At 70.4% G+C, this 21368-nt stretch carries 14 protein-coding genes and 1 other RNA gene; 9 read left to right on the forward strand and 6 right to left on the reverse strand.

From position 1 onward, the window contains the following. Window positions 1-56 precede the first annotated feature (56 nt). The 4 genes from IEY95_RS05215 to IEY95_RS05230 all read right to left on the reverse strand — a co-directional run bounded on the left by IEY95_RS05215 (window position 57) and on the right by IEY95_RS05230 (window position 7882). Window positions 57-965: a carbohydrate ABC transporter permease gene (locus tag IEY95_RS05215; RefSeq protein WP_189184689.1), complete on the reverse strand. Its 909-nt coding sequence runs from the start codon at window positions 963-965 to the stop codon at window positions 57-59. Beyond that, window positions 962-2305 carry a carbohydrate ABC transporter permease gene (locus IEY95_RS05220; protein ID WP_189184690.1) on the reverse strand — a complete coding sequence of 448 codons (1344 nt, stop codon included), beginning with the start codon at window positions 2303-2305 and terminating at the stop codon, window positions 962-964. The genes IEY95_RS05215 and IEY95_RS05220 overlap by 4 nt, the downstream gene beginning before the upstream one ends. A 7-nt stretch (window positions 2306-2312) precedes the next feature. Continuing rightward, the gene (locus IEY95_RS05225) at window positions 2313-3740 is read right to left on the reverse strand and encodes an ABC transporter substrate-binding protein (protein WP_189184691.1); all 1428 of its coding nucleotides are present in this window, start codon (window positions 3738-3740) and stop codon (window positions 2313-2315) included. A 296-nt stretch (window positions 3741-4036) separates the two neighbouring features. Continuing rightward, window positions 4037-7882 carry an FHA domain-containing protein gene (locus tag IEY95_RS05230; RefSeq protein WP_189184692.1) on the reverse strand — a complete coding sequence of 1282 codons (3846 nt, stop codon included), beginning with the start codon at window positions 7880-7882 and terminating at the stop codon, window positions 4037-4039. A 456-nt stretch (window positions 7883-8338) separates the two neighbouring features. Here IEY95_RS05230 and IEY95_RS05235 point away from each other — a divergent pair, with 456 nt between their 5' ends. The 4 genes from IEY95_RS05235 to IEY95_RS05250 all read left to right on the forward strand — a co-directional run bounded on the left by IEY95_RS05235 (window position 8339) and on the right by IEY95_RS05250 (window position 13646). Next, complete coding sequence (locus IEY95_RS05235; protein ID WP_189184693.1) at window positions 8339-10021, forward strand: serine/threonine-protein kinase; 1683 nt, start codon at window positions 8339-8341, stop codon at window positions 10019-10021. Between the two features lie 180 nt (window positions 10022-10201). After that, window positions 10202-11443: a serine/threonine-protein kinase gene (locus tag IEY95_RS05240; protein WP_189184694.1), complete on the forward strand. Its 1242-nt coding sequence runs from the start codon at window positions 10202-10204 to the stop codon at window positions 11441-11443. 110 nt (window positions 11444-11553) lie between these two features. Then, on the forward strand, window positions 11554-12660 hold the full coding sequence (prfB, locus tag IEY95_RS05245) for a peptide chain release factor 2 (protein WP_189184695.1): 1107 nt from the start codon (window positions 11554-11556) through the stop codon (window positions 12658-12660). 326 nt (window positions 12661-12986) lie between these two features. After that, window positions 12987-13646 carry a hypothetical protein gene (locus IEY95_RS05250; RefSeq protein WP_189184696.1) on the forward strand — a complete coding sequence of 220 codons (660 nt, stop codon included), beginning with the start codon at window positions 12987-12989 and terminating at the stop codon, window positions 13644-13646. 97 nt (window positions 13647-13743) lie between these two features. Here the strand turns inward: IEY95_RS05250 and IEY95_RS05255 are convergent, their stop codons facing one another. Continuing rightward, on the reverse strand, window positions 13744-13935 hold the full coding sequence (locus IEY95_RS05255) for a hypothetical protein (RefSeq protein WP_028805018.1): 192 nt from the start codon (window positions 13933-13935) through the stop codon (window positions 13744-13746). A 402-nt stretch (window positions 13936-14337) separates the two neighbouring features. Between IEY95_RS05255 and ftsE the strand changes: the two genes are divergently transcribed. The 5 genes from ftsE (at window position 14338) to ssrA (ending at window position 18348) form a co-directional block, all read left to right on the forward strand. Further along, window positions 14338-15027: a cell division ATP-binding protein FtsE gene (ftsE, locus tag IEY95_RS05260; RefSeq protein WP_189184697.1), complete on the forward strand. Its 690-nt coding sequence runs from the start codon at window positions 14338-14340 to the stop codon at window positions 15025-15027. A gap of 33 nt (window positions 15028-15060) precedes the next feature. Then, window positions 15061-15981, forward strand: coding sequence for a permease-like cell division protein FtsX (gene ftsX, locus IEY95_RS05265; protein ID WP_189184698.1), 921 nt, complete (start codon window positions 15061-15063; stop codon window positions 15979-15981). Between the two features lie 67 nt (window positions 15982-16048). Then, on the forward strand, window positions 16049-17215 hold the full coding sequence (locus IEY95_RS05270) for a S41 family peptidase (RefSeq protein WP_189184699.1): 1167 nt from the start codon (window positions 16049-16051) through the stop codon (window positions 17213-17215). A 103-nt stretch (window positions 17216-17318) separates the two neighbouring features. After that, entirely contained in the window at window positions 17319-17852 is a 534-nt protein-coding gene (smpB, locus tag IEY95_RS05275; protein WP_229702578.1) for an SsrA-binding protein SmpB, read from the forward strand. A gap of 126 nt (window positions 17853-17978) precedes the next feature. Further along, window positions 17979-18348: a transfer-messenger RNA gene (ssrA, locus tag IEY95_RS05280) on the forward strand. A 60-nt stretch (window positions 18349-18408) separates the two neighbouring features. Here the strand turns inward: ssrA and IEY95_RS05285 are convergent. Beyond that, the gene (locus IEY95_RS05285; protein WP_229702580.1) at window positions 18409-21336 is read right to left on the reverse strand and encodes a glycoside hydrolase family 3 protein; all 2928 of its coding nucleotides are present in this window, start codon (window positions 21334-21336) and stop codon (window positions 18409-18411) included. Window positions 21337-21368: the final 32 nt, after the last annotated feature.

Here is a 21368-nt window from a genome sequence, read left to right on the forward strand (position 1 = left end):
AACGACGAGGGGCGGGCCGGTGTCCGGCCCGCCCCTCAAGTGCGATGTCGCCGACCCTACTTCACCGCGCCCGCCATGACTCCGGACACGAACTGCCGCTGGAACGCGAAGAACACGGCCAGCGGGATCACCATCGAGATGAAGGCGCCCGGCGCCAGCACGTCGATGTTGTTGCCGAACTGGCGTACCTGTGTCTGGAGTGCGACCGTGATCGGCTGGCTGCCCGAGTCGGAGAACACCAGCGCGACCAGCATGTCGTTCCACACCCACAGGAACTGGAAGATCCCGAGCGAGGCGATCGCCGGGCCGCCGAGCGGCATCACGACCCGTACGAACAGGCGCAGTTCACCGGCGCCGTCCAGCCGGGCCGCCTCCAGGAGCTCACGCGGGATCTCCGCGAAGAAGTTCCGCAGCAGGAACACCGCGAAGGGCAGGCCGAAGCCCACATGGAAGAAGACCACGCCGATGATCGACCCGAAGATGCCGATCTTGCCGAAGAGTTCGGCGATCGGGATCAGCGCCACCTGCACGGGAACGACCAGCAGTCCGACCACGCCCAGGAACCACCAGTCGCGGCCGGGGAACTCCATCCACGCGAAGGCGTACCCCGCGAGCGAACCGATCACGACGACGAGGACGGTCGCCGGAACCGTGATCAGCACCGTGTTCAGCAGCGAGTTGGTGATGTCGCTGTTCTCCAGGAGCTTTTGGTAGCTGTCCACGGTGAGCTGTGAGGGCTCGCTGAAGACCTTCCACCACCCGCTCGCGCTCATGTCCTCCGGCTTGCGCAGTGAGGACAGCAGCAGCCCGATGGTCGGCACCAGCCAGAACAGCCCGACGAGGAGCAGGAAGACCCGCAGGATCCCGCCACTGACCCCGCTCGCCAGCCGCGAGCCGAGGGACTGCTTCGCCTTCACGGCCGTCGCGGGCTCCGCTTCCGCCAGACTTCCGGCGTGGGTGGTCATCGCCGTACCTCCCGCCTGAGCCTGCGGACGTTGAACAACATCACCGGGATCACGAGCAGCAGCAGGAACACCGCGATGGCGCTCGCGATGCCCGGCTGGTCCTCCGAGAAGCCCTTGCGGTACAGCTCCAGGGCCAGCACGTTGGCGTCGTCCTGGGCCGAGCCCGGCGCGATGATGAAGACCAGGTCGAAGACCTTCAGCACGTTGATCATCAGGGTGACGGTGACGACCGCGAGCACGGGTGCGAGCAGCGGCACCGTGACCCTTCTGAAGACCTGCCACTCGCTCGCCCCGTCGACCCGGGCGGCCTCGAGGAGCTCGCGCGGCACTCCCGCGAGCCCCGCCGCGATCAGCACCATCGCGAAGCCCGCCCACATCCAGATGTACGAGCCGATGATGGCCGGGGTGACCAGGGACGGGCCGAGCCAGTCGAGGCCGTTGTACGGTTCCTTGAAATTGCTTGCCGGGAGCCGGAGTTGGGCCCCGCCAGCCTTGTCCGAGAGTGTGAACGTGCCGTCGTCGCGCACCTTCGTCGAGTCGACGACCTTGCCGTCCTTGACGGCCTCGATCTTCATGCCCGCGTAGCCGAGCTCACCCGTGTCCACCTGGCCGAGCTTTCCGACGCCCTTGCCGCGGGTGAAGTCCTGCCAGGCCGTGCCGGTGACCTTGCCGGGCTCGGCCTTGGCCTGTACGGCCTTCTTGGCGCTGTCGGGCATCTGGTCGGGGGCGACCCCGACGAGGGGGAGGGTGACGGACTGCCCGGCCTGGACCGGGCTCTTGGTGATGAACCCGCCACTTCGGGGTTCGAGTGGTGACTGCCGTCCCGGGTGGGCCTTCGGGAACGCGGACGACTCGGCGAACGTGTCGTGGATGCCGACCCAGACCGCGTTCGCGACCCCCTTGTCCGGGTCCTGGTCGTACACCAGCCGGAAGATGATGCCCGCGGCCAGCATCGAGATCGCCATCGGCATGAAGACGACCAGCTTGAACGCCGTGCCCCAGCGCACCCGTTCGGTGAGCACCGCGAAGATCAGCCCGAGCGCGGTCGCGATCGTCGGCGCGAACACCACCCAGATGATGTTGTTCTTGAGCGCGGTGCGGATGCCGTCGTCGGTGAACAGGGACTTGTAGTTGTCGATGCCGGCGAAGCCGTCGCCGGACTGGTTGTAGAAGCTGCGGACGACCGAGTATCCGATCGGATAGACCACGAGCGCGCCGAGCAGCACGAGGGCCGGCAGCAGGAAGAGGGCTGCCACGGTCTTGCGGGTGCCGGTCACACTCTTGCGCGGGCGGGGCGCGGCGGGGGTCGGGGGGACCTCCGCCGCCGCTGCCGACGTCATCGCCTGATCAGCTCCCGCTGCCGTACGCCGCCGCCGCGTCCTTCTCCAGCTTCGCCTGGGTGCCCGCGACGTCGGTCGGGTTCTTCAGGAAGTCCTGGAGATCCTTCCACTCGCCCTTGCCGGGCGTGCCGCCGAAGGCCTGCGGGGTCTGGTCGGACATGTCGAAGCGGAAGTCGTCGCCGGCCGCGATGAGCGCCTTGGCGATCTTCTGTTGCACGGCGTTCGGGTACGCCGAGTTCGGCACGTTCTTGTTGGGGGAGAGATAGCCGCCGAGCTTCGCCTGGATCGTCGCCGCGTCCGGCGAGGCCAGGAAGGTGGCGAGTGCCTGGGCCGCCTTGGAGTCCTTGAGGATCACCGCGGCGTCGCCGCCGGAGACCACTGGCGCGGTGTCGCCCACCGTCGGGAACGGGAACACCTTCGCGCCCGTGCCCACCTTCGCCTTCGTCTCCGCGATGTTGACCTGCACGAAGTCGCCCTCGTAGACCATGGCGGACTTCGGCTGGTCGCCGCCGGTGAAGGTCTGCGTCACGGAGGCCGGGAACTCGGTCTGCAGCGCGCCTTTCGCACCGCCCGCGACAAAGTCCTTCTTGCCCCAGATCTGGGCGAGGGTCGTGAGGGCCTGTTTGACGGACGGATCCGTCCACTTGATCTTGTGCTGGGCGAGCTGGTCGTACTTCTCCGGACCCGCCTGGGAGAGATACACGTTCTCGAACCAGTCGGTGAGGGGCCAGCCGTCGGCGCCGGCGACGGAGAACGGGGTGACACCGGAGTCGTAGATCGTCTGCGCGGTGCTCAGGAGGTCCTGCCAGGTCTTGGGCTCCTTCGCGCCCGCGTTCTCGAAGACCTTGGTGTTGTACCAGATCAGCGACTTGTTGGCGGCCTTGTAATAGACGCCGTACTGCTTGCCGTCGACCTTGCCGATGTCCTGCCAGCCCTGCGAGTAGTTCTTGCTGAGCTCCGCCTGTGCCTCGGCGCCGATCGGCTTCGCCCATTTCTTGTCCACGGCCTGCTTGATGGCCCCGGGCTGCGGCAGCATCGCGACGTCCGGCGGCTTGCCACCGGCGATCTTCGAACCGAGGAAGTTGATGATCGGGTCCTGCGCGGGTACGAAGGTGACCTTCGCGCCGGTGCGCTTCTCGAACTCCGCCAGCACCTTCTTGAAGTTGGCCTGCTCGTCGCCGGTCCACACGGCGGCGATTTCCAGGCTGGCGCCGTTGAGCTTGGGAAGGGTGACGGTGTCGCCGCCACTGCCGCTGCTGCTCTCCTTGCCGGTGCCGTCGTTCCCCTTGTCCTTGTTGTCGCTGCTGCATGCGGTGAGTGTGAGCGCGCCCGCGATGACGGCGGCCGCGGCGGCTCGTGCGGCTCTGCGTGACCTGTGTGTGGAGTGATTGGTGGAGTGATTGGGCGACCTGCGTACACGAAGATTGCTGCGCATCACTGCCCCGTTCTTCGTTCCTCGTCGAACGTCCGAGCGCTGTCCCGTGCGCTCTGGTCTACGCCCGGGGCTTGAGGGCGGCAAGAGCGCCTGCCGTGTCAAGTGAGCGATCGTGATTGGGTCGTGACGTGTTGTCGCCCCCGCCCCGTCAGGGGCGCGGGGAACTGCGCGACCAGCCCTCACCGGTCCGCACAAAAAGAACGACCAGGGGGTCTGGGGGCGCAGCCCCCGGTTACAGGACGGGTAGGGGCGGAGGGGGCGAAAAACCTCCCGGCCCCACCCACCCGCACCGGACGCTAAAGCAGCGACGGCACCTCGACCGCGGCCACCGACCGAGCCGCCCGCTCCAGCGCACTGGCGAGCAACGCCAAGTCCGTGGGCCCGTTGCCGAGTTCGCGAACGGGCCGCCGTGCCGGCGGGTCGCCCATGCGATGCCACTCCAGGGGCACGACGGTGGGGCGCAGGGTAGCCGTACGAGGAATGCGCCCGGTGACCCGACCGCCCTGGAAGGGCGTGTCCCGCCCGTCCGGGCGAAGCAGCCGTCCCCGCCCGGGAGCCGGCTCGTCCGGCCCCGTGGACACCGCGTCGAGGACGACCCGCACCGCGGCGGAACGCCCCAGCTCGGACGCCGCCGTACGCCCGTCGACCCCGGCCGCCGCCACAAGGTGCACCCCAAGCCGCTCCCCCTCACGGGCAACGGCCTCAAGGGCCCGTATGACGGATCCGGCCGCGGGCCTCCCCGGTGACCCCAACGGGGGCGACAGCAGCGCGTCCAGGTCGTCGACCACCACGACAAGACGGGCGAGCGGCGGCCCCGGCTCCGTACGCTCCCGCGCGGCGGCCGGCCGCAACCGCAGCGTCGAACTGGGCGGCGCGTCCAGATCCCCGGCGCCGGACGACGCCCCGGTCACCATCCCGGGCGACGACGACTTGGCCGAACGCTGGGCCACGATCCGGCCCGACACCTCGCGCCGGGTGTGCCACTCCGCGAAGTCGAGCCGCCCGAGCAGCTCGGCCCGCCGCTTCAGCTCGGCGCTGAGGGCCTGGGCGAACTCCCTCATCCGTACGGGGTCGTTGGCGGTGAGGTGGGTCGTGACATGCGGCAGGTCCGTACAGACCTGGAGCCCCTTGCCCCGCCCCGCGCCGCTGCCCCCGGTACCGTCGCACCCGTCTATCAGGACGATCCCGAGCCGGTCGGGTCGCTCCGCGGCGGCGAGGGACGCGGCGACGGAACGCAGCAGCTCCGTACGACCGCTGCCCGAAGGCCCTTCGATCAGCAGATGCGGGCCCTCGGCGGGGAGATCCACGGCGACGGGCCCGCGCGGCCCGGCGCCGAGGACGACCCGGCCGCGCCCACCGAGCGCCTCGGGGTCGTCGGCCGCGTCCGCCCAACGCGCCATCAGCGAGGCCGGGGTGGCCCGTGCGAGCCCCAATTCGTCGAGCAGACGTGCCGCTTGAGGCAGCGGCGCGGACACGCGCGGGTGCCGGTCGCCGTGCGTGCCGTCGGCCCGCAACGGCGCGAGCGCCCGTGCGAACCGCTCGGCCCACGCGACCGAGACGGCGTCGATCGCGGCGACGGTGCCGTGGCCCACGGGGCCGCGTGCCAGGTACCCGGTGGTGCCGAGGTGGGTGTGACCACCGCGCATCGAACCGGCATCCGCCCCGAAGGTCCCGGCGCGCGGGGAGCCTCCGTGGGTGGCGTCGGCGTGCGGGGGCCCGTCATGCGTCGGGCCCCCGTACGCCGACGCGCCGTGCGTCGGACCGCCGTGTGCGGGCCCGCCAGGTGTCGCGCCGCCGTGCGTCGGACCGCCGTGTGCTGTCCCGCCGCGCGTGGGCTCAACCCCGCCGCCGCGCGCGCGGTCCGCGGAGCCGCCCCGCGAGGACCCGCCGCGTCCGTCCTGCCCAGACCCGCCGAGCACACCCCGCCCGGCCCCCGCGGCGTCGGCCGCCGTGCTTCGTGCGGCCGCGCCCTGGGCGGAACCGGCAGGCCCGCCCGGCGCGACCCGCATCAGCCGCAGTGCCGTGGCCACGTCCCCACTGAGCAGCGCGACCGCTCCGCACTCACGGAACGCCGGCGATGCCTCGCACGCCGCCTCGTACGTCTCCGTCACCGGCGACGCGGGCGACGCCGCGGGGGCCTCGGCGAGGCACACCACATGGATCCCGGCCCGCGCCCCCTCATGGGTCAGCCGCATCACGGCCTTCCGCACATCGGCGCCCCCGGGGTCCCCGTCCACGACCACCACGGTGTACGGCCCGTCGAAGGCTCCGTCCGCCTCGTCGTCGTCCCGTGCCCAGGACGGCCGCCGGGCCGCGCCCCTCACATCGTCGTCGGGACGTGGGCCTCGGCGGGCGGCCGTACTGCCCGGTGTGCGGCCCGCTTCGGTCAGGTGGTCCTCCAGACGGCGGAGGAGTTCGTCCGTACGGGCCGTCGCCTGCTCGCGGTCGTAGGCGAGGAGGAGGCGGCAGTCCTGGCCGTGCGTGGGGCGGAGGTGAGGGAGCCAGCCGAGCCAGGACCACTCGGCGGTGCGCTCCTCCATCGTGCGGGAGCGGTCCGTGCTGATCAGAACGATTTCGAGGGCGTCGGGGGAGTGCAGCGCGGCCAACTGCGCCACGACCGCGCGGGCCAGCCCCGCGAGGCGCGGACGCGGCCCGGCCAGGCCCAGCGCGCCGACCTCCCGCAGGCCGGCGGTCACCGGCACCGCCGGCAGCAGGCCCGCGCCGTCGGGCGCCGCCCGGTCGGCCGTGCCCAGCCGCACCGTCAGTGCCTCCGGGTGCCCGGGGCCGCGCTCCCACAGCCGCGGTCCCGGCCCCAGCGCGGTGAGCAGCAGCGTCGCGGGGTCGGGCCAGCTCTCCGGCGACTGAGGCGCGGCGGGGAGGGGATCCTCCACCGTGGCTTCCTCGCCGTCGTACGGGTCCTGATCGGCTCCCGCCGGGCCAACGCGCCCTCCGGCCAGCCGCCGCGCCCAGGCGCCGATTCCGCCCCGCCTGCGCACACCCGACGGGACGTCCGTGCCCCGAGGGGGAGTGCCCTTGCGGGTGCTCGCGGTGCCCGCGCGCGCGGAGTCCCCGGTCTCCGTGGCGGGCTCGCCGTGCCCTGCGGGCTCGCCGCGCCGTTCGGCGCCGCCGCGCGGACGGCTCTCGATGCGGGGTGCCCCGCCCTGTTCCGGCACGACGGACGGCGAGGGAGACGGCCCGCCCGAGGGTGCGGTCTGCGGTACGGCCCGCCCGTGCTCCTGCGCGTCCGGGACTCCCCCCGCCGCTCCCCACTCCGCCGCTCCGTAGGCGTGATGTGTGTCGCCGGCGGACGGCGGGACCGGGGTGCCGTCGGTCGGCCCGGCGGCGGGGGTCCGGGCTGCGACGCCCCCCACGCGTGCGGGGGGCACGGTCGCGGTGGGCGATGCCGGCCCCGGGCGAGCGGGGCCGCCGTCACCGGGGGCACCGCTCTCCGGCCCGGCGTCCACGCTCACGCGTACATGCCCCTCCCCGTCCGGCGCCGTGCCCAGCGCCCCCGTACCCCCGGGCGGAGCCAGCCGCAGGGCGGACTCGCCGACGCGCAGGAGGGCCCCCGGGGCGAGGCGGACGGGGCGGGTGCCGACGCGGGTGCCGTCGAGTGCCGTGCCGTTCGTGGAGTCGAGGTCGGCGACCGAGACGCGGCCCTCGGGGGTGACCGTGACCGCGCAGTGCAGGCGGGAGACGTCGGGGTCGTCCAGGGGCACGTCCGCGTCGCCGGAGCGGCCGATGTGGACCTGGCCGCCGTGCAGGAGGTGGACGCCGCCCGCGTCGGGGCCCGCGACCACATGGAGCTGGGCGGCGCCGTCGTCCACGTCGGGGCCGGGCTCCGTGGGCGCGCCCAGGGACAGCACGGCGCCGTCCGTCAGGGGCGGCTCGCCCAGCGTGCAGCGCTGTCCGTCGAGCCGCTCCGCACCCGCGTACAGCACGACCTGGCCTCCGCCGGGCTCTCGGCTGCGCTCGACCGGGGAGGTGCCGCCGTCCCCGCCGACCGCCGAGGCCAGGCCCGACGCGACCGCGGCCAGCGCCGTCCCGGCGGGCGCGGTGACCAGCACATCGCAGGCCGCGGCTCGCCCCCGCGGCTCCGAGGGCGAGCCCAGCGGGTCTACGACGGTCAGCCGGATCTGCATCGCCGTCAGCGATCCCTTCCGCGCAGGTGTCCGCGACGAGGACGAGGCTGCGCTGCGGTCCCCCACCGCAGATTCCCCCACCGCACACGGGCACGTCGGCCAGTACTGGAGGCATCCTCGCACCTGCCACTGACAACGCGCCCGCCCCCCACCCGTAAGTGATCTTGATTGGTCGGCTCTGCCCGTAAAAGTGCCTGACCAGTGCCCGACCGATGCCCGCTTGAGATCGGTCACGTCCACCATTCGGCAACCAAGTGACCGGACCGAGCGTCTTTCCATCGAACACGGATGGGAAGGCGTACGTAAGCGCTTATGCGAACCACAGGCGCCTACGGGAAGCACAGCAAGGGGACAGCCCAGTGCCATGTGTGACGGCACTACAGTTGGGTCGGAACACCTGTACCACGGTGATCACGGTGGACGGACCAGGCAAGCAAGCAACAGGGAGCGCATGACGTGCGGCCGGTAGGGAGCAAGTACCTCCTTGAGGAGCCGCTTGGGCGCGGCGCCACAGGCACCGTCTGGCGGGCCCGCCAGAGGGAGACCGCGGGCGCCGAGGCGGCCGTGGCCGGACAGCCCGGCGAAACCGTGGCGATCAAGGTTCTCAAGGAAGAGCTCGCGAGCGACGCGGACATCGTGATGCGGTTCCTGCGGGAGCGGTCCGTACTGCTCCGGCTGACGCACCCGAACATCGTGCGGGTACGGGACCTCGTCGTCGAAGGCGAACTGCTCGCGCTCGTCATGGACCTGGTCGACGGGCCCGACCTGCACCGCTACCTGCGCGAGAACGGGCCCTTCACGCCCGTGGCCGCCGCCCTCCTCACCGCCCAGGTCGCCGACGCGCTCGCCGCCAGCCACGCCGACGGTGTCGTACACCGCGATCTGAAGCCGGCGAACGTCCTGCTCAAGCAGGACGGTGGCGAGATGCATCCGATGCTGACGGACTTCGGCATCGCCCGGCTCGCCGATTCCCCGGGCCTCACGCGCACCCACGAATTCGTGGGCACGCCCGCGTACGTCGCGCCCGAGTCGGCGGAGGGGCGTCCGCAGACGTCCGCCGTGGACATCTACGGGGCGGGCATCCTGCTGTACGAGCTGGTCACCGGGCGTCCGCCGTTCGCCGGCGGATCCGCCCTCGAGGTGCTGCACCAGCATCTGAGCGCCGAGCCGCGTCGCCCGTCGACCGTCCCGGACCCGCTGTGGACCGTTATAGAGCGCTGCCTGCGCAAGAATCCGGACCAGCGGCCCAGCGCCGAGAACCTCGCGCGCGGGCTGCGCGCCGTCGCCGCGGGCGTCGGTGTGCACGCGAACGCCGCGCAGATCGCCGCCGCCGAGGGTGTGGGCGCGCTGCTCGCCCCCGACCCGGCCCCGGCGACCGTCCCGGACGTGCCCGGCTCGGCCGACCCCACCCAGGTGCTGCCGCAGGGCGCGGGCGCGTACGACCCGCACGCCGCGACCAGCGTGCTGCCGCACACCTCCGGAGACGCCGACCCCACGTCCGTCCTCCCGAACCGTGGCGCGGCCGACCCGACCGCCGTCATGCCGCCCGTGCCGCAGCACCAGCCGGGCGGACAGCAGGGTCAGCCGGGCCGGCCCGAGGACCCGCATCCCTGGCAGAACCAGCTGCGCGCGGCCCGCGACCGCAATGAGCAGACGCAGGTCCAGTACCTCGACCCGAACGAGGATCCGCTGCGCCGGCGCCCGCAGCGGCAGGTCGCCCGGCCCCAGCAGCAACAGCGCCAGCAGCGTGGGCAGCAGCAGCCGCCGCCCGGATACGGATATCCGCAGCAGCAGCAGTACGCGCCTCAGCACCAGCAGCGGTACGCCCCCGCGCCCCAGCAGCAGCCGCAGCGGTACGCGCCTGCCCCTCAGCAGCCCCAGCAGCCCGCGCCGCGTCAGTCGCGCGAGCCGCGGCAGCGCAGCGCCAACCCCATGAAGATCCCGGGGCTCGGCTGCCTCAAGGGGTGCCTGTTCACCATCCTCATCCTGTTCGTCGCGAGTTGGCTGATCTGGGAGTTCAGTCCCCTCCAGGACTGGATCGGCTCGGGCAAGGGGTACTTCGCCCAGCTGAAGGATTGGTACAACACCGTCAGCGGGTGGATCGGAGACCTCGGCGGGGGCGGCTCCTCCGGCAACTGACGCCGGGTCAACCGCCCTTCGGGGCACGCGACTCTGGGGATTTGTCGACATCTGACGGGTGATTTCCGTCTCCGCGGTGAAGATTGGCTCGTCGGGCGCGTAGTTTTGTCGGCTGGGGGTCCGGGGGGTGGCCCCCGGGATGACGCAGCAGCGACAGCACGTGTCTCGGTAGGAGCAGTCTTGGCACGCAAGATCGGGAGCCGGTACACCGCGAACCAGATTCTGGGGCGGGGCAGCGCCGGCACGGTGTGGCTGGGTGAGGGGCCCGAGGGGCCCGTCGCCATCAAGCTGCTGCGCGAGGACCTCGCGTCCGACCAGGAGCTCGTAGGGCGCTTCGTGCAGGAGCGCACGGCGCTGCTCGGTCTCGACCATCCGCATGTGGTCGCCGTGCGTGACCTGGTGGTGGACGGCAACGACCTCGCGCTGGTCATGGACCTCGTCCGGGGGACCGATCTGCGGACCCGGCTCGACCGGGAGCGGCGGCTCGCCCCCGAGGCCGCGGTCGCCATCGTCGCGGATGTCGCGGACGGGCTCGCGGCCGCGCACGCCGCGGGGGTCGTCCACCGGGACGTGAAGCCCGAGAATGTCCTGCTCGACATGCAGGGCCCGCTGGGTCCCGGCGGATCCCACCCCGCCCTCCTGACCGACTTCGGTGTGGCCAAGCTCATCGACTCGCCCCGCCGGACCCGGGCCACGAAGATCATCGGCACGCCGGACTATCTCGCGCCCGAGATCATCGAGGGGCTGCCGCCGCGGGCCGCCGTCGACATCTACGCCCTGGCGACCGTCCTGTACGAGCTCCTTGCCGGGTTCACGCCCTTCGGGGGCGGGCACCCGGGGGCGGTCCTGCGCCGGCACGTCACGGAGACGGTCGTACCGCTGCCCGGCATCCCGGACGAGCTCTGGCAGCTGATCGTGCAGTGCCTGGCGAAGGCGCCGGCGTCGCGGCTGCGGGCGTCGGAGCTCGGGGCGCGGCTGCGGGAGCAGTTGCCGTTGCTGGCGGGGATGCCGCCGTTGGACGTGGACTCGCCGGACGCGGAGTCGGCGGACGGGGACGAGGCGTACGAGGAGACGGCGGAGCCGTCCGCTCCCGCGGCGCGTGAGCGGCGGGGGGCTGTGCCGCTGGTGCCGGGGGCCGCGACGGACTCGAACCGGGATACGCATACGTCGATGCGGGTGCCCGGGCCGGACGAGCTGGCGGGGGGCGCGCGCGGTACGGCTCGTGCGCCGCGTGCTGCGGGCGCGCCCCGGCCGGGGTCGGCCCGGCATCGGGCCTCCGCGCGGCGGCGGCGCATCACGCTCGCGGCGGCGGCCGTCGCCCTTGTCGCCGCCGTGGGCGTCGGCACCTGGCTCGCCACGTCCGGTGACGACGCAGGGGCGACGCCGCCGGACACGAAGAACTCGGCTCCGGCGTCCCCGTGACCGCCCGGTGGGGGCGAACAAACCCCGCCCCAGCTGCGGCGGTGCCCGGTATACGGGCTCCGTAGGGGCGAGGGGCGAGGCTCGCTTGTCGTAGCCGTTACGCTGGAGGCGTGGCAGTCGTCGATGTATCCGAAGAGCTCAAGTCCCTCTCCTCGACCATGGAGTCGATCGAGGCCGTCCTGGACCTCGACAAGCTGAGGGCAGACATCGCCGTGCTCGAGGAGCAGGCGGCCGCGCCGTCCCTGTGGGACGACCCGGACGAGGCGCAGAAGATCACCAGCAAGCTGAGCCACCTCCAGGCGGAGGTCAGGAAGGCCGAGGCGCTGCGCGGGCGTATCGATGATCTGAGCGTGCTCTTCGAGATGGCCGAGGAGGAGGACGACCCGGACACCCGTGCCGAGGCTGAGTCCGAGCTCGCTTCCGTCAGGAAGGCGCTGGACGAGATGGAGGTGCGGACGCTGCTGAGCGGTGAGTACGACTCCCGTGAAGCCGTCGTCACCATCCGTGCCGAGGCCGGCGGCGTCGACGCCTCCGACTTCGCCGAGAAGCTGCAGCGCATGTACCTGCGCTGGGCGGAGCGGCACGGTTACAAGACGGAGCTCTACGAGACCTCGTACGCGGAAGAGGCCGGCATCAAGTCGACCACCTTCGCCGTCCACTCGCCGTATGCGTACGGAACGCTGTCCGTGGAGCAGGGCACCCACCGGCTCGTCCGCATCTCACCCTTCGACAACCAGGGGCGTCGCCAGACCTCCTTCGCCGGTGTCGAGATCCTGCCCGTCGTCGAGCAGACCGACCACATCGAGATCGATGAGTCGGAGCTCAGGGTCGATGTGTACCGGTCGTCCGGGCCGGGCGGTCAGGGCGTCAACACCACCGACTCCGCGGTCCGCCTGACCCACCTTCCCACCGGCATCGTCGTCTCCTGCCAGAACGAGCGGTCGCAGATCCAGAACAAGGCCTCGGCGATGAACGTTCTGCAGGCCAAGCTCCTGGAGCGGCGCCGGCAGGAGGAGCAGGCCAAGATGGACGCCCTCAAGGGCGACGGCGGCAACTCCTGGGGCAACCAGATGCGTTCGTACGTCCTGCACCCGTACCAGATGGTCAAGGACCTGCGCACCGAGTTCGAGGTCGGCAACCCCGAGGCCGTGTTCGGCGGCGAGATCGACGGCTTCCTGGAGGCCGGAATTCGCTGGCGCAAGCAGCAGGAGAAGTAGGCGGGCAACAGGCGGGCGCATTCGTGCCCCATTGAAGCCTCTTTGTCGACAAGGCAACTGCCGTCCATCGGACGGCAGTTGCCTTTTGTGTGTAGGTTGTCTGGGTCTTACGTCACAGTCACATGTCCCCACGGCAGGCAAATGATGTTGATCCGGACATCGCGTGCGCAACGACCTTGACGTTGCTTTGAAAACTGGGAAGGCTAACGCGTGGCATGCGTATCTCTGGGGCGCATGTGAACCGGGGGGTTTGAGAGAAGCCACCTGTGACGCCGTGGCCCCGGGCGCTGCTCCATTGACGATCAGCTACTGGGGGTAGCAGGCAGATGACCAAGAAGACGCGGATCCGTGTGGCGCGGATAGCCGCCTGTGCGGTTATTGCCGCCGGTGCTTCGCTGACCGCTGCGGGTGCCGCTTCGGCGCTCGATGTCGGCGTGAAGGTCGGCGGACTGAGCGTGGGCGCCAACGCCGACGAGACCGGTGTGGGCGTGAACGTCGGTCTCGACGACCCGACCCCGACTCCGACCGAGACGGGAATTCCGACCGGGGAGCCGACCGAGCCGACTGAGGAGCCCACGGAGCCCACTGAGGAGCCCACGGAGCCCACCGAGGAGCCGACCGAGCCCACCGAGGAGCCCACGGAGCCCACCGAGGAGCCCACCGACCCGACCGCCGAGCCGAGCGACCCGGGCAACGGGAACGGCAACGGGAACGGCAACGGGAACGGGAACGGGAACGGCAACCACAACACCGACCCCGACGGTGGCTCCTCCACCCAGGAGGAGGGCTCCTCTGCCCTCACCGACACCGGCTCGGACACCTCGTCCGACACGTCGGCGCAGGGCAAGAAGGACGGTGAGCTGGCCGAGACGGGTGCCGGTCAGACCACGTTCCTGCTGATCGGTGCCGCCACGATGATCGCTGGCGGTATCGGCTTCCGCATGCTGCCGCGCCTCGCGGGCGGCCGCGGCGGTGCCGCCGCCTGACGGACACATGTGTGACGAAGGGCCCGGAGCAGTTCGCTCCGGGCCCTTCTCGTGTCAGGGACGTCTCTCACGGGCGGGCGCACCGCCCGCGCCCGTCTCACACCGTCTGGTGGGCCACCAGCGCCAGTGCGGCGATCAGCACGGCCAGCAGGGCGATCAGTGCCATGGGGTTCAGGCCCGCGAAGGGGCTCTCCTGCTGGAGTCGCTCGCGGTTCGCGCGGCAGACGGGGCAGCGGCCCTCACTCACGGGCGCCGCACAGTTCGCGCACACCAATCGGTCGTACGTCATGCGCTCGCCCTCCTTGCGCCGTATCCCCGCACACAACGCTCTACATAACGCCGTGGGGGACGCAACCGTTCCCCCTCCACTGTGCCAGGTTCCGCCGATTTCGGCGCGGTTCGCTTTATCCTGCCCCGCGCTCCAGAGAGCAGTCCCTGGAAAACGGTGCTCTCCGAGGGGTGGCCGGGCTGCGAGGCCGCGGGTCTTTTGTGATTGCTCTCACTTCCCCGCGCCCCCATGGGCGCTCCCTGCGGCGTCTCCAAGATCGGCACCAGGTCCCCGTGTCAAGCCCTGGACAAAGACCCGCACAAAACCGCACAAGCCTCTCGCAACCCCTGCCGGCGCCTGCGCTTGCACGCCTGACTCGCGTATGGTCACGCACACCTACCCCCGGCGACCCGTGGTGCATCCGTGATCCGATTCGACAATGTCTCCAAGGTCTACCCCAAGCAGACCCGCCCCGCTCTCAGGGATGTCTCCCTGGAGGTCGAGCGCGGAGAGTTCGTGTTCCTCGTGGGGTCCTCCGGCTCCGGAAAGTCCACCTTCCTGCGGCTGATCCTCCGCGAGGAGCGGTGCAGTCACGGTCAGGTGCACATCCTGGGCAAGGACCTCGCGCGCATCTCCAACTGGAAGGTGCCGCAGCTGCGCCGCCAGCTGGGGACCGTGTTCCAGGACTTCCGCCTCCTGCCGAACAAGACGGTCGCCGAGAACGTGGCCTTCGCCCAGGAGGTCATCGGCAAGTCCCGCGGTGAGATCCGCAAGTCCGTGCCCCAGGTGCTCGACCTCGTCGGCCTGGGCGGCAAGGAGGCCCGGATGCCCGGCGAGCTGTCCGGTGGTGAGCAGCAGCGCGTGGCCATCGCGAGAGCCTTCGTGAACCGGCCCAAGCTCCTCATCGCCGACGAGCCGACCGGAAACCTCGACCCGCAGACCTCCGTCGGCATCATGAAGCTGCTCGACCGCATCAACCGGACGGGCACCACCGTGGTGATGGCCACCCACGACCAGAACATCGTGGACCAGATGCGCAAGCGCGTCATCGAGCTGGAAAAGGGCCGCCTCGTCCGCGACCAGGCGCGCGGCGTCTACGGCTACCAGCACTGATCATCGTCCACGGAAAGGTCTGAAGAAGACGCCATGCGCGCGCAGTTCGTTCTGTCGGAGATCGGTGTCGGTCTCCGCCGCAATCTGACCATGACCTTCGCGGTCGTCGTCTCGGTCGCCCTCTCGCTCGCCCTGTTCGGCGGTTCGCTCCTGATGAGCGACCAGGTCAGCACGATGAAGGGCTACTGGTACGACAAGGTCAACGTCTCGATCTTCCTCTGCAACAAGAGTGACGCCGAGTCCGACCCCCACTGCGCCAAGGGCGCGGTGACCGCCGACCAGAAGAAGCAGATCCTCGCCGACCTGGACAAGATGTCCTCGGTCGTCCAGAAGGTCAGCTACGAGTCGTCGGACCAGGCGTACAAGCACTACAAGGAGCAGTTCGGCGACTCCCCGCTGGCCAGCTCGCTCACGCCGGACCAGATGCAGGAGTCGTACCGGATCAAGCTGAAGGACCCGGAGAAGTACCAGGTCATCGCGACCGCCTTCGACGGGCGTGAAGGCGTGCAGTCCGTGCAGGACCAAAAGGGCATCCTGGACAACCTCTTCGGGCTGCTCAACGGCATGAACTGGGCGGCGCGCGCGGTGATGGCGATGATGCTGGTCGTCGCGCTGATGCTGATCGTCAACACGGTGCGTGTGTCCGCGTTCAGCCGACGGAGGGAGACGGGGATCATGCGCCTCGTCGGCGCCTCCGGCTTCTACATCCAGGCGCCGTTCATCATGGAGGCCGCGGTCGCCGGACTCATCGGCGGCGGCGTCGCCTGCGGATTCCTGCTGGTCGCGCGCTACTTCATCATCGATCATGGGCTGGCCCTGTCCGAGAAGCTGAATCTGATCAACTTCATCGGCTGGGACGCCGTGTTGACGAAGCTGCCGCTCATCCTCGCGACGAGTCTGCTGATGCCCGCGCTGGCCGCGTTCTTCGCGTTGCGCAAGTACCTGAAGGTGTGACGCATGCCAAGAGGGCCGTACTGCCAACCGGCGGTACGGCCCTTTGCGTTGTCCTAGACTCACCGGCATGTCAGGCCGTGACCTGTTCTGTCAGCCCCGCCGCATCCGCCGCGGGGCCGCCCTGACATTGCTGTTCGCGAGCGTTCTCGTCACCGGTGCGGCGACCGGATCCTTCTCCGACCCGGGCCGGAAATCCCCTTCGTCCCCCTCCCGTTCGACGCTCACGGGCCATCACGAGGACGTCACCGAGGCCGCCGCCGAGGCGATGGCCGACGGCAAGTCGCCCATGGAGGCCGCCGAGCGCGCCGTCAGCCGCAGCGGCGACCGCTGGGGCGCGGTTTACTCCCGGGGCGAGTACGAGGAGTTCGAGGAAGCCCTCGACGGCCAGTACACCGGCGTCGGGCTCTGGACCCGGCGCGAGCGTGACGGGCGGATCGAAGTCACCCGCGTGCAGACCGGCTCGCCCGCGGCCGCCGCCGGAATCCGCAAGGGCGACCGGCTGCGCAGCATCGACGGCGAGAAGGTCGACGGCCGGCCGGTCACCGAGGTCGTCTCCTTACTACGCGGCGACGCGGACGACGCCGCCGCCGGTACGCAGGTCGCCCTCGGCCTGGAGCGCGGCACGCGCGCGTGGTGCCGGACACTGCGCCGGGCCAAGCTGTCCACGGACTCCGTGACCGTCCACAAGCTCCCCGGCGGCGTCACCGTGATCAAGGTCGCCGCCTTCACCAAGGGCTCGGGCGATCTCGTACGGACCGCCGTCGCCCAGGCCCCCCGGCGGGCCGGAATCGTCCTCGATCTGCGCGGCAACTCCGGAGGCCTGGTCACCGAGGCCGTCACCGCCGCCTCCGCCTTCCTCGACGGCGGCCTCGTCGCCACCTACGACGTCAATGGCGAGCAGCGCGCCCTGCACGCCGACCCCAGCGGTGACACGGCCAGACCCCTGGTCGCGCTCGTCGACGGCGGCACGATGAGCGCGGCCGAACTGCTCACCGGAGCCCTCCAGGACCGCGGCCGCGCGGTGGTCGTGGGCTCCAGGACCTTCGGCAAGGGCTCGGTCCAGATGCCGAGCAGGCTGCCCGACGGCTCCGTCGCCGAGCTGACCGTCGGGCACTACCGCACCCCCTCCGGGCGCGGCGTCGACGGCCGGGGCATCACCCCCGACCTGGAGGCGGAAGAGGGGTCCCTGCAGCGGGCCGAGACGGTACTGAGCGGGCTCGGGGACGAGTCGTAGCCGACCTTCGCGGTTCTCGTGAGCGACCGTTCGACGGATTCGTAATCGGCTTTCCCCCTGACCCCCCTGTAGTGCGAAAATGGCCAGCACTATGAGCAAGGGAATGTACGTACCGAAAGAGTCCCAGCCCAAGCAGGGCGGGGCGGCCTCCGCCAAGGCCAAGGACGGCAAGCGCAAGATCGTCGCCCAGAACAAGAAGGCGCGGCACGACTACGCGATCATCGACACCTACGAGGCCGGGCTCGTGCTCACCGGCACCGAGGTGAAGTCGCTGCGCCAGGGACGGGCCTCGCTGACCGACGGCTTCGTCCAGATCGACGGGAACGAGGCGTGGCTGCACAACGCCCACATCCCCGAGTACAGCCAGGGCACCTGGACCAACCACTCCGTGCGCCGCAAGCGCAAGCTGCTGCTGCACCGCGAGGAGATCGACAAGCTGGAGTCGAAGTCCCAGGAGACGGGTCACACGATCGTGCCCCTCGCCCTGTACTTCAAGGACGGTCGCGCGAAGGCCGAGATCGCGCTCGCCCGCGGTAAGAAGGAGTACGACAAGCGGCAGACACTGCGTGAGAAGCAGGACCGGCGCGAGTCGGACCGCGCGATCGCGGCGGCGAAGCGCAAGCAGCGGGGCGAGTAGCCGCGCGGCCGGAGGGAATACGCTGGCACCCGGCCGCGTTGGTCACGTACGATGGACCAGTCCCGCTGGTGACGGGACACCGGGTTCGCCGAGTTCTCAGCGAATCCACCTTTGAAAAATCAACATGGGGATGATCGGTTTCGACAGCGGCTGTTGAAGCAGGGGAAGCGTGTCGAGGAAGCGGCAATGATCTCGTAAACCATATGTCGCAAACAATAATCGCCAACACCAAGCGCGATTCCTTCGCCCTCGCTGCCTAAGTAGCGACTTGCGAAGTGTCAGCCCGGGGCTGTTCCCGACCCGGATCCTGGCATCAGCTAGGGAACTAAACTCCTAGACCCGGTCACGGGGTGTAGGAGGAAATCAAACAGTGGCTGGGCCCGTCGGCGACTTGTTCGCGTGATCGCCGGGGCCGAGAAAATCGCAGCGAACTGCACACGGAGAAGCCCTGATTTTGCACCGTTGGACGCGGGTTCGATTCCCGCCATCTCCACTCATCCCATGTGGGTCGAGCCCCGCTGCCGTGGCAGCGGGGCTTTTTCCTTTCTGCGGGGCTTCAGCGAAGCGAGAACGTCGACAGGCGCAGACCGTCGCTCAGCACCAGATACACGTCCTGGCGGCCCTTCGCCGCCGAGGTCAGGGCGCTGGTCACGGTCTCGTAGTCGTACGCCGATGCCGTGCCGTCCGTGTGCGCCGTACCGACCAGCGTGCCCGTAGGGGATCCGAGACGGACCTCGACCGTGCCGGAGGCGGTGCCCGCCACCCGTGCGGTGAAGCCCGCCGGCCCCGAACCGAGCCGGGCGTCCGCGAACTTCAGCCAGGCACCGTCGGCGGAGGCACCCACCGCCGTCCCCCGCGCCTTCGACTCGTCGACCAGTCGGACGTCCGCGTAGTCGTCGAAGTTCTCCGCGCGGGTCACCTCGGCGAGATCCCGGGCGGGGATCGTCTCGCCGTGCGCCGTCAGCGTCGTACGAGCGCGGATGTCGGACGAGGACGCGCCGACCAGGACGTCGTACGTGCCGCTCTCCACCACCCACCGGGAACGCGTGACGTCCCAGTGCGCGAGGTCCTTCGTGCGCAGTTTCAAGGTCACCGTCTTCGTCTCGCCGGGCTTCAGCGACACCCGCGCGTACGCCTTCAGCTGCTTCAGCGGTTGTTTGTCGCGCGAGATCCGCTGGTGCGTGTACAGCTGGACGACCTCGTCGCCGGCGCGGTGTCCGGTGTTCGTCACGGCCACCTCGTACCCGCCGTCGACGCGCTTCGGCGCGCCGTAGCGGAAGGAGGTGTACGAGAGGCCGTAGCCGAAGGGGTAGAGGGGCTGCCCCTTGAAGTACTGGTAGGTGCGGTCGGACTTGATGATGTCGTAGTCGAGGATCGACGGGAGGTCGGACTCCGACCGGTACCAGGTCTGGGTGAGGCGGCCCGCCGGGTTCGCGTCACCGTAGAGGAGGTCGGCGAGGGCGTTGCCGGTCTCCTGGCCCGCGTGGGTGGTCCACAGGAGGGCCGGGACCTCCTTCTGGAGGGCGCCGAGGGTGGTGGGGTAGCTGTTCTCGACGACCACGACTGTCTTCGGGTTGGCCGCGTGCACCGCCTTGACCAGGGCTTCCTGCGAGGGTGCGAGTCCCATGTCGGTGCGGTCGTGGTCCTCGCGGCCGTTGATCGAGGGCATCGAGCCGACCACGACCACCGCCGTGTCCTTGCCCTTCACCGCGGCGACCGCCTCGTCGACCCCGCTGCGGACGACGTCCTTCGTGTAGTGCGCGGCCCGCTCCTTGGGAACCAGGCCGAGGGTGCCGTCGTCGCCGGTCGGGCCGAGGTAGACGGGGTTCGACCACCAGGACTCGGCGGTCTCGTATCCGGCGTACCGGAGCAGATACGTGCCGTCGTCCTGGCGCTCCAGCTTGAACTGCTGCTGGACGTACCAACCGTTGGGCTGCACCTGGTCGTTGACGAAGTTCGACCAGGTGTAGCCGACGTATCTGCCGTTGGCGGCCGAGCGCAGGGTCACGATGCCGGAGCCCCAGTCGAAGACGTCGAACTGGGCGGCCGCGCCGGTCTCCGCGCTCTCCTTGAGAGCCGCTCCCGCGTCGGAGGTCCCCGCCGTGACGTACTTCCCCGTCGCCGTGTCCTTCAGCGCGATGCGGTCCGCGCCCTCGCTGCTCGCCACCGAGGTGCCGAGTTTCGCCTCGATGCCCTGCTTGGGGGTGATGGCGTACGGCAGCATGCCCGAGTACCAGTCGGTGTAGAGGGTGTCGGCGAGGGGGCCCACGACGGCCACGTCGTTCGCGGACTTCCTCAGAGGAAGCGCGTTCTGGTTCTTCAGCAGCACGGCCGACTCGGTCGCCGCCTCGCGGGCCAGCTTCCGGTGGGCCGGGCTGTCGATCACGGACTTGTCGATGGAGCCGTACCTGCCGCCGTTCGGATCGAATTCGCCGAGCCGGACGCGGACGGCGAGGACGTGGGAGACGGCCGTGTCGATGTCCGATTCCTTCAGCAGGCTCTGCTTCAAGGCCGAGTTGACGGCCGTGACCGTCGGGCCGGAGTCCGCGCTGTTGTCCGTGAAACTGTCGATGCCGGCCCTCAGCGCGGCCGCGTCACCCTCCGCGAGCGTGGGGTAGTAGTTCTGGGCGGCGGGGAGCAGGTTGCCGGGGGCGAAGGCGTCGGTGACGTTCAGCAGATCGCGCGAGGTCCAGGACCGTACGACGTCGTTCAGGTCCGGATCGACCGTGTTCGGGCGGCCGTTGACCAGGTTGTAGGAGGACATGACCCCGGTCGCCGCGTCCGCCTCGATCGCCGGCTCGAAGGCCGCCTCGTCGTACTCGTGCAGCACGCGCGGGCGCAGATCGGAGGACGTGGTCGCGCGGTGCACCTCGTTGTTGTTGGCGAGGTAGTGCTTGAGCGTGGGGGCCGCCTTGAGATGGTCGGGATCGCCGCCGGTCAGGCCGTCGCCGTACGCCGTGGAGATCGAACCGGTGAGGTACGGGTCCTCGGAGTAGCCCTCCTCGTTGCGTCCCCAGCGCGGGTCGCGCAGCAGGTTCACCACCGGCGCCCAGAGGTTGAGGCCCCAGCCGTCCGGGCGCTCCTGCTGAAAGCCGCGCGCCTCGTCGCCGACCGCCGAACCGACCCGCTCGATCAGCGCCGGGTCCCAGGTCGACGCGAGCCCGATCGCCTGCGGGAACACGGTGGCCTTGCCCAGCCAGGCGACGCCGTGCAGGGCCTCGGTGCCGGTGCGGAACGCCTGGATGCCGAGGCGGGGGATCGCGGGCTCGTACTGGTGGAGGAGGGAGATCTTCTCGTCGAGGGTGAGGCGGCCCAGCAGGTCGTCGACACGCTGATCGACGGAGAGCCGCGGATCGCGGAACGCGTACGCGGGGTCGTCCGCCGCGGCCGGCACGGTGGCGCCGAGCCCTGCGATCAGGGCCATCGCGACGAGGACCGTGGTTCTCCGCCTTCCCTGTCTTCCCTTGTTTCTCTTGCCTTTCATGACACGGCTCCTTCGGCTAGGGCCTTGCACTC

Source organism: Streptomyces albiflavescens (assembly GCF_014645835.1).
Lineage (GTDB): Bacteria > Actinomycetota > Actinomycetes > Streptomycetales > Streptomycetaceae > Streptomyces > Streptomyces albiflavescens.

Bases quoted from the DNA above. Each gene is read 5' to 3' on its own strand.
- IEY95_RS05215 (WP_189184689.1), bottom strand. From the start codon at position 965: ATGACCACCCACGCCGGAAGTCTGGCGGAAGCGGAGCCCGCGACGGCC.
- IEY95_RS05220 (WP_189184690.1), bottom strand. From the start codon at position 2,305: ATGACGTCGGCAGCGGCGGCGGAGGTCCCCCCGACCCCCGCCGCGCCC.
- IEY95_RS05225 (WP_189184691.1), bottom strand. From the start codon at position 3,740: ATGCGCAGCAATCTTCGTGTACGCAGGTCGCCCAATCACTCCACCAAT.
- IEY95_RS05230 (WP_189184692.1), bottom strand. From the start codon at position 7,882: ATGCAGATCCGGCTGACCGTCGTAGACCCGCTGGGCTCGCCCTCGGAG.
- IEY95_RS05250 (WP_189184696.1), top strand. From the start codon at position 12,987: ATGACCAAGAAGACGCGGATCCGTGTGGCGCGGATAGCCGCCTGTGCG.
- IEY95_RS05255 (WP_028805018.1), bottom strand. From the start codon at position 13,935: ATGACGTACGACCGATTGGTGTGCGCGAACTGTGCGGCGCCCGTGAGT.
- ftsX (WP_189184698.1), top strand. From the start codon at position 15,061: ATGCGCGCGCAGTTCGTTCTGTCGGAGATCGGTGTCGGTCTCCGCCGC.
- IEY95_RS05270 (WP_189184699.1), top strand. From the start codon at position 16,049: ATGTCAGGCCGTGACCTGTTCTGTCAGCCCCGCCGCATCCGCCGCGGG.
- smpB (WP_229702578.1), top strand. From the start codon at position 17,319: ATGTACGTACCGAAAGAGTCCCAGCCCAAGCAGGGCGGGGCGGCCTCC.
- IEY95_RS05285 (WP_229702580.1), bottom strand. From the start codon at position 21,336: ATGAAAGGCAAGAGAAACAAGGGAAGACAGGGAAGGCGGAGAACCACG.